This window comes from Kitasatospora sp. LaBMicrA B282 (assembly GCF_050325825.1).
Classification (GTDB): Bacteria; Actinomycetota; Actinomycetes; order Streptomycetales; family Streptomycetaceae; genus Kitasatospora.
Map to the genome: position 1 here is coordinate 1 of NZ_JBNQTI010000003.1, position 14,509 is coordinate 14,509.

Here is a 14,509-nt window from a genome sequence, read left to right on the forward strand (position 1 = left end):
GACAGCGGGGCGGGGGTGGGCGTGGTGGCGGCCGGCGGGGCAGGCGGCGCGGCCGGCCGCCGCGGAGCCGCGGCCGGGGCAGGGGCAGGGGCAGTAGGAGCGGCAGGGGCAGGGGCAGGGGCAGGGGCGACTGCCGCCGGAACCCGCGCGGGCTCGGCCGGACGGACCGGCTCGGCGGGCGCCACAGCCTCGGCCGGGGCCGCCTTCTTGCCGGCCTCCTCCTCCGGCTCCTCCTCCGTCTTCTCGCTCGACGGCTCGTCCGCCTTCGCGTCCGACGACTCCTTCGGCGACTCCTCCGACGGCCCGTCGGCCTTCCCGACCGGCGGCTCGTCCGACGACTCCTCCGACGGCTCGTCGACCAGCTCGTCCGACGGCCCGTCCGCCTCCTCGCCGACCTCCTCGCCGGCTTCCTCGCCGACCTGCTCGTTCGACGCCGCGTTCGACGACTCGTCATCTGACGGCTCGTCAGCCTTCGCGGCACCGTCCACCGCATCGGCCGGCTTGTCCCGGAGTGCGAGACGCGGGTCCATCACCTGCGTCTTCTCCACATCCACCACCGGTGCGGCTTCGGCCGGCTCGGAGTCGGGCAGCCGCAGGAAGGTGGTCTTGCTGTCCACATCCCGGACGCGCAAGTGGACGGTCTGGCCGCCCTTGCCCCCCTCGACCTCGCCCACCGAGGGCGCCGCGGCAGCCGACGACTGCTCCCGCTCCCCGTCCTGCACCTTCTCCGGGGCGTCGCCCACCTGTCCCGACCTCCTCTTTCTCGTCCGTCGTCATGGGTTGCAGGGATTCCCGCGGGGGTTACGCGCCGCGAGTCCGACCTGTACAGTCTCCGCCACCGCAGCCCGTTCGCATCCCGCCACACCCCATCCGACCGGCGGTTATTCCGAACACTCGGCCCATTCTCGCCTCAGACGTCACCCGCTCGGCCGCCGGTTCCCCGCACCGGCGGTGCCCCGAAAGAGTTCCCGGCCCAAGGTCACGATTCGGAGGCGTACTCGACAAGTCCGTGTGAGAGGCGTCACGCTGTCATTCATCCACGCGGGGAGGCTTGGATGGGCAAGAGCCGTAGAACAATTCCCGAGGAACTTTTGCTGCTCGCCTTGGACCCGACCACGGGCACCACAGCGCAGCCGCAAACCCTCGACCTCGGACTCGCCGGGGCACAGCTCGTCGAGCTGTCCCTGGCCGGACGCATCGTCCCGGACGGTGACCGGATCGCCGTGGTGCTGCCGCGGCCGACCGGCGATCCGACCCTGGACCACGCACTGGAGCTGCTGCGCCGACGCGGCTCTCCGGTGCGGGCGGCGCACTGGATCGGCGGCCCCAGGCTGGGGCTTCGGCAGACCTACCTGGCCCATCTGGAGCGGTGCGGGATGGTCGCCGCCGTTCCGGGCCAGGTGTGCGGGGTCCTGCCGACGACCCGTTACCAGGCGTCGGACGACTGTACGAACGCTGCGATCAAGCAGCGTCTCGACACCGCCATCCGCACCGGTGTGCCGCCGGACCCCCGGACCGCAGCGCTGGCCGCCCTGGCCCACGCCGTCGGCCTGGGCAAGCACCTCTACCCCGGCAACGAGGGCCGGTCCTCACGGTCGCGCCTGCGCGACCTGATCCGCTACGACCCGCTCGGCGGGATGGTCGCGCACGCCGTGATGGACGTGCAGAACGGCCTGCCCGTCCAGGCGAGCCGGAACGGTCCCGGCGGGCGGGCTCCGGCCGCCCGCAGCGGCGGCGACCAGGTCCCGCGCAGCCGCACCGCACCGACCGCACCCACCCGGGTCGGCGCACGCTGAACCGACGGCCGCCGTACTGACGGCCCCAGGGCCCTCGGGCGGTCGCCCCCGGCACTCTTCGCCGGGAGCGGCCGCCCTGCGTCGTCCCCGGCACGTGCCACTGGCACCCGGCCACCGGCCCAGTGCCCTCGAACCCAGCGTCCTCGAACCCAGTGCCCTCGAACAGCGTCCTCGAACATCCCGGGCGACTGAACGGAACAGAACGGAACGGAGGAACCGTCACCGCAGAGCCGTCGAACTCCGCATACAGATCGCATTACCACCGAAATCGCCCCGGCGTGCGAGTTTCGCCCAGACCGGGCCTGCTCGGGTCATTCCCTGACGGGGAGCCGACCGGAGGTGCCATGCTGCTGAGAAAGAGGGGGTCGGTCCCGTTGTCCGAGCCGTTGCGCAGCGCCGGGCGGCCGCCCGCCCCGCGCCCCCGCCGTACCGCCCCCGCGATCAGTAGCAGCACCGAAGAGGTCCCGCCGGAGGTCCACGTGTCCGCCAGCAGCAACCCCACCGTCCGTCGCAGAAGGCTGGGCGCGCAACTGCGCCACCTGCGGGAGCAACGAGGCATGACCGCCGAGCAGGTCGCCGACGTCCTGATGGTCTCCCAGTCGAAGATCAGTCGACTGGAGAACGGGCGGCGCAGCATCAGCCCGCGCGACGTGCGCGACCTGTGCGAGCTCTACGAGGTCACCGACCCGAAGATGCGCAACAGCCTGCTGGAGATGGCCCGGGAGTCCAAGCAGCGCGGCTGGTGGAACGACTTCGGCGACATCCCCTACAGCGTCTACATCGGGCTGGAGGCGGCGGCCTTCTCGATCCGCGCCTACGGAGTCCTCGTTCGTGCCCGGGCTGCTGCAGACCCGCGAGTACGCGGAGGCGGTGGTGCGGGGCACCCAGCCGGACACCGAGGCGGAGGCGATCCACCGCCGGGTGGAGGTGCGGCTCAAGCGGCAGGACCGGCTGACCGGCGAGGACCAGCTGGCCAGCTTCTGGGCGGTGATAGACGAGGCGGTGCTGGCCCGGGAGGTCGGCGGGCCGGTGGTGATGGCGGCTCAGCTGCGCCGGCTGCTGGAGGCGAGCGAGCAGGCGAACGTGAACATCCAGGTGATCCCGTTCACCCGGGGCGCACACCCCGGAATGACCGGGACATTCTCCCTGATGGAGTTCCCGGAGTCTGCCGATTCCACGGTTGTCTACTTCGAAGGGGTGACGAGCGACCTCTACCTGGAGAAGGAGAGCGACGTCCGCCGCTATACCGGTCTCTACGACCACCTGCGGGCGGCGGCGTTCGGTGTCGCCGAGTCGAGGTCCCTGATCACCACCTATGCGGAGGTATACGAGAATGAGCCCCCAGAACTTGACTGCTGAGCCGGGTTCGACCGCTGTTCCGGGTTCGACTGCCGGCCTGCTGCTGACCGTTGACCCGGCGTGGCGCAAGAGCAGCCACAGCGGGGGGAACGGCGCCTGCGTGGAGGTCGCGGTGCCGCTGCCCGCCACCGTCGCGGTCCGGGACTCCAAGGACCCGTCCGGGCCGCAGCTGCACTTCTCCCCGGCGGCCTGGCTGGCCTTCGCCGCCGCCACCGGGCGCGGGGCGTTCGGCGTGCTCTGAGTCCCGGCCACTGGCCTGTCGGGAGCGCTCGCCACGACCGGAGCCGGGGCGGACCGGCTCTGGACCCGGGGCACCGGCTCCGGCACCGGAGCCGCGGTCTCACCCCACCGGGTAGCGCTCGCGCCAGGCCGGGCCGGCCGTCGGGCCGTGCAGTTCGGCACCGTGGCTGAGCTCCAGCACCAGGTCGTCGGCCAGTTGCAGCAGGGTGCCGCGGCCCTCCAGTTCGGCGACCCAGTCGGCCGGCAGCGCCGTCTCCCCGTGCAGCGCGCCGAGCAGGTTCCCGCAGACCGTGCCCGTGGAGTCGCTGTCGCCCGAGTGGTTGACGGCGAGCAGCAGCCCGGCCCGGACGTCCTCGGCCACCAGGGCGCAGTACACCCCGATCGCCAGCGCCTCCTCCGCGACCCAGCCCTCCCCCAGCGCGGCGACCCGCTCCGACGACGGCTCCCCGGCCCGCACCGCGGCCACCGCCGCGCGCAGCGCCGCGGTGGTCTCCTGGTGGCCGGGCCGCTCGGCGAGCAGCCCGAGCGCCAGCTCGACCCCCTCCTCCACGGTGGCTCCGCGCAGCACCGAGTGGACGATCACCGCCAGTGCCCCGGCGGAGAGGTAGCCGGTGGGGTGGCCGTGGGTCAGCACCGAGCACTCGATGGCCAGCTGGAGGACCAGGCCGGGCTCCCAGCCGAGCAGCAGGCCGAACGGCGCCGCCCGCATCACCGTGCCGCAGCCCTTGGAGTGCGGGTTCTTCGGCGCCTCCAGGGTGCCGAGCCGGTCCGCGTCCGGGCCGGAGAGGCCGGACAGGCAGGCCGAGCCGGGCGCCCGCCGGGCGTAGAGCCACTCCTCGCGGCCCAGCCAGCCGAGGTCCCGGCGCCGCTCGTCCGGGCCCCAGTCGCGCTGGGTGGCGGCCCAGCGCAGGTAGGCCTGGTGCACGTCGGTGGGCGGGTGCCAGCCGCCGGTGCCCTGCCGGACGTGGGCGCGGATCAGGCCGTCGACCGTGAAGAGGGTCATCTGGGTGTCGTCGGTGACCGCGCCGCGCTTGCCGTAGGCCGGGACGTAGCCGGTCACTCCGTCGGGTCCGTGGTCGGCCCGGATCTTGTCGAGGCTGTCGAACTCGACGCCGGCGCCGAGCGCGTCGCCGATCGCCCCGCCGAGCAGGCAGCCGCGGACCCGACTGCGGTAGTCCTGCTGCTGGGCGCGCGACCACAGGGGTATCACCGATGACGGCCTTTCACTGGACGACAGGACCCGCGCGCGGGGCCTCCCCCCGACGCCGGTGGGCACTGTAGTTCGTCCCGACGGCGGGTGGCGACGCTTCGGGGGGTTTCGACCGGGGTCCCGGCTGTTTCGGTCGGGACCCGGTCGAACACCTTCTCTTCAACAACTTGTTGCCGATCGGCCATTGAAGTGTCACGGCGTGCCACTTTGGCACGCCTAGCCTCCCGGCATGCTGACTTCCCCCCGCCTGCTGGCCGGCGCCGCCGCCCTGACCAGCGCCCTCGCCCTCGGCACCGCCGCCCCGGCCCTGGCCGACGGCCACCACCACGCGCACGGCATCCCGTTCACCGCGGCCACCGCCACCCAGCAGGCCGACGGCTCCTTCACCCTGACCTGGACCGCCCCCGGCGTGCACCACGTCACCGTCTACGCCGGCCAGGACCAGGACCGCATCGCGCTGCGCAAGCCGGTCGCCCGGGCCGCCGGCGCGGCCACCGTCTCGGTCACCGTGCCGGCCGCCGACCGCTGGTACTTCGAGCTGGTCCCGGACCACGGCGACCCGCTGACCATCGCCGACCGCGACCTGCACCTCGCCTCGGCCCCCAACTTCCGCGACGCCGGCGGTTACCGCACCACCGACGGCCACTGGGTGAGGATGGGCTCGGTCTACCGCTCGGGCGACCTCTCCAAGCTCTCCGCCGCCGACCTGGCCAAGCTCCAGCGGCTGGGCATCGCCCAGGTCTACGACCTGCGCACGCCCGGCGAGCAGCAGGCGGCGCCCGACCGGCTGCCGGCCGGCGCCACGGAGTACAGCGAGAACGTGCTCGGCGTTGCGGGCACCGGGGCGTTCGACGTCACCACCCCGGCCGCCGCGGTGCAGGCGATGGAGGACGCCGAGCGGACCATGGTCGCCGCGCCGTCCGCCAAGTCGGCGTACCACGCGGTCTTCACCGCGCTGGTCGAGCGCGACGGCGACGGCGGGGACGGCGGCGACGGCGGGAACGGCGGGGACGGCGGGAACGCCGACGGGAGCGTGCTGTACCACTGCACCGCCGGCAAGGACCGCACCGGCTGGGCGAGCGCCGTGCTGCTCACCGCGCTGGGCGTGCCGAGCGACACCGTGATGGGCGACTACCTCGCCAGCAACACCTACCGGGCGCAGGTCAACGCCGCCACCCTGGCCCAGCTGCCGCCCGCCTACCAGGCGGTCTACAAGCCGCTGCTGGACGTCCGGCCCGAGTACCTGAACGCCGGCTTCGCCGAGGTCACCAAGGACTTCGGCTCGTTCGACGGTTACCTGAAGAACGGTCTCGGCCTGGACCGGCACGACCTGCGCGAGCTCAAGCGGCAGCTGCTGGTGGACTGAGCGCGTCGGGGCGACGACAGTCTCCCGATGACAATCCCGCGATAACCGATGACAGCTGACAGATTCTGAAATCTGTCAGCTGTCATCGCGATTCCATCGCCTTGACTCCCGTCGCGCGACTTACCGCCCCTCCGTCACGCCACCGACCGACTTCTCCCTCACGGCGTCAGCCGGTTCGGCCCACGGAACAGGAAGACCGCCTCCCGCAGCGAGCCCAGCCCGAGCAGCACCATCAGCATCCGGCCCAGGCCCATCCCGAAGCCGCCGTGCGGCGGGCAGCCGTAGCGGAAGCAGTTCAGGTAGTCGGACAGCGGCTCGGTCCGCATGCCCTTCTCCGCCGCCTGCTCGACCAGCACCTCGTAGCGGTGCTCGCGCTGGGCACCGGTGGTGACCTCCAGTCCCTTCCACAGCAGGTCGAAGCTGAGCGTCAGGTCGGGCCGGTCGGCCGGTCGGGCGTGGTAGAACGGGCGCACGCTGCTCGGGTAGTGCGTGACGAAGAGGAACTCGTGCCCGGTCCGCTCCCGGAAGTACTCGCTGAGCGCCCGCTCGCCCTCCGGGTCCAGGTCGGCCTTGGCGCCCTCCGGGTCCCAGCCCAGCTCGCTGCGGAGGATCCGCTGCGCCTCGGCCATCGTCACCCGCGGGAACGGCGTGCTCGGCACCGTCACCTCGACCCCGAACTGCTCGCGGATCGCCGCGCCGTGCCGCTCGGCCACCAGGCCCAGGGCGTGCGCGATCATGCCCTCCTCGAACCGCTGCACCTCCTCGGCGTCGGCGGTCCAGGCCAGCTCCACGTCCACCCCGGTGAACTCGGTGGCGTGCCGGGAGGTGTACGAGGGCTCGGCGCGGAAGACCGGGCCGACCTCGAAGACCCCGTCGATGCCGCTCGCGATCGCCATCTGCTTGTAGAACTGCGGCGACTGGGCCAGGTAGGCCTGCCCGCCGAAGTACCCGAGCTCGAAGACCTCGGCGCCGGACTCGGAGGCGGTGCCCATCAGCTTCGGGGTGTGCATCTCGGTGCAGCCGGCGGCGTACGCGTACTCCCGCATCCCCGCTTCCAGCGTGGTCTGCACCGCGAACAGCAGCTGGGCCGCCGGGCGCCGGCGGATGTCCAGGAAGCGCCAGTCCAGCCGGGGTTCGGGCCCCGAGTGCTCGTCGATCGGCAGCGGCGCGGCGGCCTTGTTCAGCACCTCGACGGCGGTCGGCAGCAGCTCCAGACCGCCCAGCTTGACCACCGGGTTGGCCACCACGGTGCCGGTGATCCGCACGGCGGACTCGGTGCTCAGGCCGTCCAGCAGTGCGGTCAGCTCGTCCTCGCCCCGGCGGTGGGTCACCTGGACGGTGCCGCTCCGGTCGCGGACCAGCACGAACTGCATGGTGCTCTGCAGGCGCAGGGTGTGCACGAAACCGGCGACCGTCACGGTCTCGCCGATGTGCTCGGGGAGTTCGGCCACCGGCGTACGGCTGCTGCGCCCGGCCGGGCGGGGCGTCGGGTGGCTCGTCTCGGGGTGGCTCGTCGGGTGGATCATCGCAGTCCTCCACGGACCTCGGCTGATCCCTTGGGAGTGCGGGCGAGAAGGGTGACTCGCGGTGCCACCGCACTTTCGCCGACCTCCGGCACCTTTCGGGCACCGTGTCGGCCTCTTGTCCAGCGCTACGCTCCGGAGTGTCTTCACCGTGGGGCACGAGACCGCCTTCACAGCTGCCGGCGGCTCTCTCGGCTCGCGGAATCCCGCGGTTACTCGTCTCCTTCGTCGCGTTGATCAGGAGGATAGGGACGGCGCGCGGGACGGCGCAAGGCCATTTCCCGCGCGCCGCGGCAGCGCGTGCCATCCCGTCAGGCGTCTCAACGACCGTCTCAACGGCCGTCTCGACAACTGGCCCGGCCGACGTCCGTACGTCAGATCACGTCAGCCAGCTCGCGCAGCAGCCTGGCCTTGGCCCGGGCGCCGACCATCGACTTCACCGGCTCACCGTTCTTGAAGACCACCAGGGTCGGCATCGAGAGCACCCCGTAGGCGGCCTGGGTCTCCGGATTGAGGTCCACGTCGAGCGCGACCACCTTGAGGCGGTCGGCCTCCTCGACGGCCACCGCGGCCAGCACCGGCGCCACCATCCGGCACGGCGGGCACCAGTCGGCGGTGAAGTCCACCAGCACCGGCCGGTCGGACTCCAGCACCTCGGCGCGGAAGGTCTCGTCCGTCACCATCGTCAAGCCGTCCGCCATCTATCGGCCCTCCCAGTCGTCCTCGTCATCGGTCTGTCCTGCGGTCCACTCGCAGCGCGGCGCCGTCCGGGCGCTGTCGGCCGCCAGCTCGGCGCGGGCCAGCTGCCCCGCCACCTGCTCGCGCACCTCACCCAGCCGGGCCAGCACCGCGTCCAGCTCGGCGAGCTTGCGCCGGTACACCTCCAGCGAGGCCGGGCAGGCGTCGCCTTCGGGGTGCCCCGCCTGCAGGCACTCCACGAACGGGCGGGTGTCCTCCAGCTCGAAGCCGAAGTCCTGCAGCAGCCGGATCTGCCGGACCAGCCGCAGGTCCTCCTCGCCGTACGCCCGGTAGCCGTTGCCGCTGCGCCGGGCGGTGAGCAGCCCGCGCGACTCGTAGTAGCGCAGGGTGCGGGTGGTGGTCCCCGCGCGCTCCGCCAGTTCGCCGATCCGCATGGCGTCTCCTCCTGCCCGCTCGCTCCCCTCGACGGTAGACCTTGACCCCGACGTCAACGCCAGCCTCAGATCGCGTCCAGCCGGGCCAGCTCGGCCTCGCTCAGCCGCAGCGCACCGGCCGCGACGTTCTGCACCAGGTGCTCCGGGTTGCCGGTGCCGGGGATCGCCAGCACGTGCGGGCCCTGCGCCAGCGTCCAGGCGAGCCGCACCTGGGCCGCGGACGCCTCGTGGGCCGCGGCGATCTCGGTGACCGCCAGCTCCTCGGCCGCCGCCGGACCCTCCTCCCGGCCCTGACCCGCGATCGCGAAGAACGGCACGAACGCGATGCCCGCCTCCCCGCAGGCGTGCAGCACCGCCCGCTGCTCGACCGTGGCCCCGACCCCGAACCGGTTCTGCACGCAGACCACCGGCGCCACCTCCCGGGCCGCCGCCAACTGCTCGACCGACACGTTGGACAGACCCAGGTGCCGGATCAGCCCGGCCTCACGGAGTTCGGCGAGCGCGGCGAACCGCTCGAGCATCGGCTCGACGGCCTTGCCCTTGATCCGCAGGTTCACCACGTCCAGCCGGTCCCGCCCGAGCTGCCGCAGGTTCTCCTCCACCTGCCCCCGCAGCTGCGCCGGCTCCGCCCACCACCACTCACCGTCCGCCTGCCGCCCCGGCCCCACCTTGGTGGTGACCACCACGTCGTCGGCACCGGACGAGAGCGCGGAGTTGATGAGCTCGTTCGCGGAGCGGAGCGCGGAGAAGTAGAAGGCGGCGGTGTCGACGTGATTCACCCCGAGCTCAACGGCCCGCCGCACCACGGCGATCGACTGCCCCCGGTCCCGCGGCACCCCGATGTCGAACGGCCCGGTCCCGGTGAGCCGCATGGCCCCGAACCCGAGCCGATTGACGGTCAGGTCACCGAGCTGCCAGGTACCGGCGGCGGATGCGGAGGGCAGGGAGGAGATCATCTGGGAAGTCATGCCGGGGAGTAAATCACAGGATTGGGAATCAGCCCAGAGTGTTAATTATCGGGCGAATTACCCATATTGATAACGAGCGGGATAGCCGCAGAGTTCCCACGAGACGGCCATTCGCGAGTTTTTCCTGGCGGATCGGCGAGTCATCGAACAGCCCGGTTGGTCACACTCACGAGGATGCGAGCTCAGCGGCTCGCCGGGCGAGTTCAGGGGCGCCGGGGATTCCTCGCCTGCTGTAGACGGCCATGGTCGAGCGGACCGTCTTCAGCTCCTTCTGGTTCCGGTCGGACGCCACGCCGTCCATGAGGTCCAGGCACTGGTTCCACAGAATCACGGCCTCCTCGTGGCGGTGTTGGGCGGCCACGGACTTGGCAAGGTTGGCGATGGTCAGACCACGAACCCGCTGGTAGGCCTCCGGGGCCCGGCCCGCCAGCGCCGCACGGTAGTGCCGTTCGGCGGCCCGGTGGTCCTTCATCTCGGTCAGGGTCCTGCCCGTGTGTGACGCCACGGTGGCTGCGACCGGACCGGAGGCGGCAGCGTACGAGGGAAGGCCGTCATCGCCGGCGAGCATGGCATCCTCGGCCGCCAGGAGCGCCCCGGCAGCGCTGCTGCCCTGGCCGCTCGCTCCGTACGCCCGAGCGGCGGTGACCAGCAGCAGCGCCTCAGTCTTCCGATCCACCTTCCCCTGGGCCCGTGACAGCGCAGCCTCGGCCAGTTCGACGCAGTGCGTGGTCTGGTTCAGGTCGAGGGCCTGATGAGTGAGGGCTCGCATCATCCACGCCCCGTGGCCTGCGGGATCGGACTCGCAACCGAGCTGGTAGGCAAGGAGGTAGAACCTCTGTGCTGCACCCTCGCGGCCGAGATCGTGGCACTTCCATCCCACCAGAGTCGCCAACTCAGCCGCCGCCCCGAAGGCGTCCATCCGCACCGTCTCCGAAGGGAAGGTTGCATAAAGCATCGGCACGACTGCGTCGGCAAGGTAGGACGACACGGTGGTCAGCCCGTGGCCACCACCGAGCTTGTCATCAGCGGTCCTGAACATCTCGGTGTGCTGCCGGACGGTGGCCACCTCGTCGGCGCCGGCTCTGCGACCGCTCTTCATCACTCGCAGTGTTGCGGCGGCGGCCTGGTGGTCGTAGGCGAGCGGGAGCCCGACGGAGGCGGTGGCGAACGCGAGGGCAAGGAAGTCACGGCGATGGAACATGACGAGTCTCCCGAGATCGGAAGCGGTGGCCAGGAAATCCGGGGCCATGGCCTCCCCGATTGCGTCGAAGCCTAGACCGATCTCGGAGGGCGTCACCCTCCGCTTCGCCATTCTGGTCAGGGCTTCGGCAATGTATGCCGGCGTTTTGCCAGTTGGAGTGCCTCCCGTGACCCAGGAGTGCACAGCCGATCGAGAGGTGTGCAGCGTCTCGCCGGCCTCCGCTGCGACAGCGCGCACCCCCTTGGCCAACACCTCGTACGTGCACCCGGATTCCTCGATGACGGCGGCCAGCCGCCTATTGGGCTCCCTACGACCAGTCACCTCACGCCCCCGGAACGGATCTTGAACAGATTGAACGGGATGGGTGAGCCACCACCGTACCGCCGCCAGCTGGCCGACTGTTCACTGATTGCACAAACCCGCACTTCAGAGGAGGTCGATTCGTCATGGCTGACGTGTACTCCGATCCGCGCCTGCGTGAACTGGCCGGGGCCGGCGTGCTGGTCACCGGAGGCGGCGGCCTGGTCGGCAGCCGCGTCGTCGCCCAACTCGCCGCCTGCGGCGCCACGCCGATCGTGCTTGACCGGTTCGACGCCTACCCGCATCCGGTGCGGGACCTGTTCCAGGTGGACCGCAACAGCGCCCAGGTCGTCCTCGGCGACGTTCGCGAAAGGGCCACCGTGAAATGGCTCACCGGCCGTGCCGACTACGTGATCCACGCCGCCGCGTACGCCGATGTCGCCGCCTGCACCCGCCGGCCCGACATCGCGTTCGCCGCGAACGTCCACGGCACCCAGACCGTCCTGGACGCAGTGGCGGACTCGCAGGTGAGGCGCCTGGTGTTCGTGTCGTCCGCATCCGTCTACGGCGACGGCGCTCCTACCGAGGACGGCGTGTCGCGGTTCAGCGAGGATCAGCCGCTGACCCCGATCTCGGTCTACGCCAACACCAAGGTGTGGGGCGAGCACCAGGTGCGCCTGATGCTCGGCGGTGGCGGCACCGAGTTCTCGATCGTCCGGTACTTCTCGGTCTACGGCGACCCGCAGATCCCCAAGCCCGGCTCGCACTCCTGGATGGTCCCGTGGCTGGCCATGGCCGCCCACACGGGCCGGCCGATGCGGCTCAACGGTGGCGGCCGACAGGTGCGCGACATGGTCCACGTCGAGGACATCGCACACGCCACCGTCCTCGCCCTCGTCGCGGACCAGACCGCCGGGCAGACCGTCAACATCGGTACCGGCAACCCGTCGTCGGTCCGCGAGATTGCCGACCTGATAGCCGCCCACTACCCCGACGCCACACTCGTCGAGACTCCGATGCCCGAGGGCGACCCGCGCGGAGGCTGTGCCGACACCCGCAGGGCGACGGACCTGCTCGGCTGGCGTCCGACCATCACCCTCGCCGAGGGCGTCGACCGCTACGTGCACTGGCTCAAGGCCACGCCGGACGCCGTCCCGGACTGGTTCGCCTGCCGGGCCACTCCCCTGGCCGCCTGAACGAAAGGACCACTTCCATGCGCGTCGTACTGCTCGGCGGGGCCGGCTACATCGGCTCCGCCGCGTCGCACCACCTCGTATCGCTCGGCCACCACGTCACCATCGTGGACGGCCTGATCTACAACCGCGGGGACGACCCGGGCCGGCTCCTGCCCAGCGCCGCTTCGTTCATCAACGGGGATCTGCGCGACCCAGACCTGCTGGCCCGGGTCTGCGACGGCGCGGACGCCGTCGTGCACCTCGGTGGGATCGTGGGTGAACCCGCCTGCCAGCTGGACGAGGAGTTGGCCGTCGAGCTCAACTACGCCGCCCCGCTGCTCGCCGCCGAGACAGCCGCCGGTGCCGGCGTCGGCCAGTACGTCTTCTTCTCCTCGTGCAGCGTCTACGGCAAGCACGAAGGCACCGTGGACGAGGACACCGAACCCAACCCGCTGGGGATCTACGCTCGGACCAAGGTCCTCGCCGAACGGCGCCTGCCCGACGTACTCGCCGGAGCCACCGGGTTGACGAGCCTTCGGCTGGCGACCGTCCACGGCTCCTCACCCCGCCAGCGTCTGGACTCCGTGGTCAACTCCATGACGTCGCGCGCCGTCGCCACCGGGCGCATCCCGCTCAACGGCGGCTCGCAGCGCCGGCCCCTCGTCCACGTCGGCGACGTCGTCAGGGTGCTCGCCGACGTCCTGGAGCGCCACCTGTCCGGGAAATGGAACGTCGGCAGCGACCAGGAGAACCGCACCATCGCCGACATCGCCGAGACCGTGGCCGCCATCGTGCCCGGTTCGAAGATCCAGCTGGGGCCGGAGCGGGACGAAGCCGACGCCCGCGACTACCGGGTGAGCTTCGCCCGGCTCCAGCAGCACATTCCCGGGGCGTGCTCCACCACTCTCAAGGACGGTGTGCAGGAGATCGCCGATCTCCTCGTGAGCCACAGGATCACGGACCCGAACGAGCCCCAGTACGACAACCACCGAGGCCTGCTGGACGCCGTCACCGCCGGCAAGGTGCGGAGCCTGCGTACCCCGGCCTGCCAGCGGTACCACGCCGAATACGCCGACGCGTGGAAGAAACAGTGACGACCAGCGTCCCGTTCCTCCCGTGGAACCGGCCTTCCCTCGGGCAGGAGGAGGAAGCCGAGGTCCTGGACACCCTGCGCTCGGGCTGGCTCACCCACGGCCCGAAGGCGACCCGGTTCGAGGAAGCCATGCGGTCCGAGCTCGGTGTCGAGGACGCGTTCGCCGTCTCCTCGTGCACGGCCGCTCTACATCTCGCCCTCCTGGCGGCCGGGGTCGAGCCGGGCGACGAGGTGATCACCCCGAGTCTGACTTTCTGCGCGGCCCCGAACGCCATCGTCCACTGCGGCGGCACGCCGGTGTTCACCGAGGTCGATCCCGTCACCTTCACCATCACCCCCAACGCTGCCGAGCAAGCGGTCACCTCAAGGACGAAGGCCATCGTGGTCATGCACTACGGCGGCCAACCCTGCGACCTCCGGGCATTCCGCAAAATCGCTGACGACCACGGCCTGGTGCTGATCGAGGACGCCGCCCATGCTCTGCACGCCTCGCGCGACGACCTGCGGGCGGGCAGTGTCGGCGACCTGGCGGTGTTCTCCTTCTACGCGAACAAGGTCATGACCACCGGTGAAGGCGGGATGATCGTCGGCCGCGCGGACCTCGTCCAGACGGCCCGCCTCCTGGGCCGGCACGGCATCGACTCGTCCGTCTGGCAACGGCACGGCAAGCACCGGACCGCCGAATACGAGGTCACCGTGCCGGGCCTGAAGTACACGATGCCGGACATCACGGCCGCGGTCGGTATCCAGCAGTTCCGGAAGCTGCCGGAGTTCACCGCGCGCCGGACCCTGATCGCCGGCTCCTACGACCGGTCCCTCGCCGGGCTTCCGGGGCTGCGGCTGCCGACCGTCCTGGACGGAGTCCGGCACGGTTGGTTCCTCTACCCCGTCCTGATCGAACCGGTCGGGGGCCGGACCCGGGACATCGTGGCCGCCCGGCTCCGCGACACCTACGGCATCGGCACCAGCGTGCACTTCAAGCCAGTGCATCGACTCGCTGCATACCGGTACGTGGACTGCCACCTGCCCGTCACCGAGCAGATCGCAGCCCGGCAACTGTCCCTGCCGTGCTACCCGGCGATGACCAGCACGGACGTGCAGCGCGTGCTCGACGCCTTACATACCATCTGGGCCTGATTCTCGGT

General features: G+C 71.3%; 12 protein-coding genes and 2 pseudogenes. 7 read left to right on the forward strand and 7 right to left on the reverse strand.

Annotated elements, in window-relative coordinates:
- Positions 1–743, reverse strand: a pseudogene (locus ACQRUO_RS01245) (hypothetical protein); the annotation flags it as partial.
- 312 nt (positions 744–1,055) lie between these two features.
- Here ACQRUO_RS01245 and ACQRUO_RS01250 point away from each other — a divergent pair.
- The 3 genes and pseudogenes from ACQRUO_RS01250 (at position 1,056) to ACQRUO_RS01260 (ending at position 3,396) form a co-directional block, all read left to right on the forward strand.
- Complete coding sequence (locus ACQRUO_RS01250; RefSeq protein ID WP_428313754.1) at positions 1,056–1,796, forward strand: GOLPH3/VPS74 family protein; 741 nt, start codon at positions 1,056–1,058, stop codon at positions 1,794–1,796.
- A gap of 479 nt (positions 1,797–2,275) precedes the next feature.
- A pseudogene (locus tag ACQRUO_RS01255) lies at positions 2,276–3,155 on the forward strand (helix-turn-helix domain-containing protein).
- A gap of 37 nt (positions 3,156–3,192) precedes the next feature.
- A complete protein-coding gene (locus ACQRUO_RS01260; protein WP_428313866.1) occupies positions 3,193–3,396 on the forward strand; it encodes a DUF397 domain-containing protein in 204 nt (67 codons plus the stop codon).
- A gap of 99 nt (positions 3,397–3,495) precedes the next feature.
- On the opposite strand, the gene ACQRUO_RS01265 is transcribed toward ACQRUO_RS01260, so the two are convergent.
- Positions 3,496–4,605, reverse strand: a complete 1,110-nt coding sequence (locus ACQRUO_RS01265; RefSeq protein ID WP_428313755.1) for an ADP-ribosylglycohydrolase family protein — start codon at positions 4,603–4,605, stop codon at positions 3,496–3,498.
- A gap of 229 nt (positions 4,606–4,834) precedes the next feature.
- Here ACQRUO_RS01265 and ACQRUO_RS01270 point away from each other — a divergent pair, with 229 nt between their 5' ends.
- Positions 4,835–5,971, forward strand: coding sequence for a tyrosine-protein phosphatase (locus tag ACQRUO_RS01270; RefSeq protein WP_428313756.1), 1,137 nt, complete (start codon positions 4,835–4,837; stop codon positions 5,969–5,971).
- A 158-nt stretch (positions 5,972–6,129) separates the two neighbouring features.
- Here ACQRUO_RS01270 and aspS read toward each other — a convergent pair whose 3' ends face one another.
- The 5 genes from aspS to ACQRUO_RS01295 all read right to left on the reverse strand — a co-directional run bounded on the left by aspS (position 6,130) and on the right by ACQRUO_RS01295 (position 11,117).
- A complete protein-coding gene (gene aspS / locus ACQRUO_RS01275) occupies positions 6,130–7,497 on the reverse strand; it encodes an aspartate--tRNA(Asn) ligase (RefSeq protein ID WP_428313757.1) in 1,368 nt (455 codons plus the stop codon).
- A gap of 371 nt (positions 7,498–7,868) precedes the next feature.
- On the reverse strand, positions 7,869–8,195 hold the full coding sequence (trxA, locus tag ACQRUO_RS01280; protein WP_428313758.1) for a thioredoxin: 327 nt from the start codon (positions 8,193–8,195) through the stop codon (positions 7,869–7,871).
- A complete protein-coding gene (locus ACQRUO_RS01285; protein ID WP_428313759.1) occupies positions 8,196–8,627 on the reverse strand; it encodes a MerR family transcriptional regulator in 432 nt (143 codons plus the stop codon).
- Between the two features lie 65 nt (positions 8,628–8,692).
- On the reverse strand, positions 8,693–9,595 hold the full coding sequence (locus tag ACQRUO_RS01290; RefSeq protein ID WP_428313760.1) for an aldo/keto reductase: 903 nt from the start codon (positions 9,593–9,595) through the stop codon (positions 8,693–8,695).
- A 166-nt stretch (positions 9,596–9,761) separates the two neighbouring features.
- On the reverse strand, positions 9,762–11,117 hold the full coding sequence (locus ACQRUO_RS01295; RefSeq protein ID WP_428313761.1) for a tetratricopeptide repeat protein: 1,356 nt from the start codon (positions 11,115–11,117) through the stop codon (positions 9,762–9,764).
- A 125-nt stretch (positions 11,118–11,242) separates the two neighbouring features.
- Between ACQRUO_RS01295 and ACQRUO_RS01300 the strand changes: the two genes are divergently transcribed.
- From ACQRUO_RS01300 to ACQRUO_RS01310, 3 genes are read left to right on the forward strand one after another with little or no spacing between them, the layout of a single operon-like run.
- The gene (locus ACQRUO_RS01300; protein WP_428313762.1) at positions 11,243–12,292 is read left to right on the forward strand and encodes an NAD-dependent epimerase/dehydratase family protein; all 1,050 of its coding nucleotides are present in this window, start codon (positions 11,243–11,245) and stop codon (positions 12,290–12,292) included.
- A gap of 17 nt (positions 12,293–12,309) precedes the next feature.
- Positions 12,310–13,365 (forward strand): NAD-dependent epimerase/dehydratase family protein, encoded by a 1,056-nt coding sequence (locus ACQRUO_RS01305; RefSeq protein WP_428313763.1) that lies wholly within the window; start codon positions 12,310–12,312, stop codon positions 13,363–13,365.
- A complete protein-coding gene (locus ACQRUO_RS01310; protein WP_428313764.1) occupies positions 13,362–14,501 on the forward strand; it encodes a DegT/DnrJ/EryC1/StrS family aminotransferase in 1,140 nt (379 codons plus the stop codon). Before ACQRUO_RS01305 ends, ACQRUO_RS01310 begins: the two co-directional genes overlap by 4 nt.
- Positions 14,502–14,509 lie beyond the last annotated feature (8 nt).

Excerpts from the sequence above, each read along its gene's own strand:
- ACQRUO_RS01250 (WP_428313754.1), top strand. The coding sequence starts at position 1,056 with ATGGGCAAGAGCCGTAGAACAATTCCCGAGGAACTTTTGCTGCTCGCC.
- aspS (WP_428313757.1), bottom strand. The coding sequence starts at position 7,497 with ATGATCCACCCGACGAGCCACCCCGAGACGAGCCACCCGACGCCCCGC.
- ACQRUO_RS01285 (WP_428313759.1), bottom strand. The coding sequence starts at position 8,627 with ATGCGGATCGGCGAACTGGCGGAGCGCGCGGGGACCACCACCCGCACC.
- trxA (WP_428313758.1), bottom strand. The coding sequence starts at position 8,195 with ATGGCGGACGGCTTGACGATGGTGACGGACGAGACCTTCCGCGCCGAG.
- ACQRUO_RS01290 (WP_428313760.1), bottom strand. The coding sequence starts at position 9,595 with ATGACTTCCCAGATGATCTCCTCCCTGCCCTCCGCATCCGCCGCCGGT.
- ACQRUO_RS01300 (WP_428313762.1), top strand. The coding sequence starts at position 11,243 with ATGGCTGACGTGTACTCCGATCCGCGCCTGCGTGAACTGGCCGGGGCC.
- ACQRUO_RS01270 (WP_428313756.1), top strand. The coding sequence starts at position 4,835 with ATGCTGACTTCCCCCCGCCTGCTGGCCGGCGCCGCCGCCCTGACCAGC.
- ACQRUO_RS01305 (WP_428313763.1), top strand. The coding sequence starts at position 12,310 with ATGCGCGTCGTACTGCTCGGCGGGGCCGGCTACATCGGCTCCGCCGCG.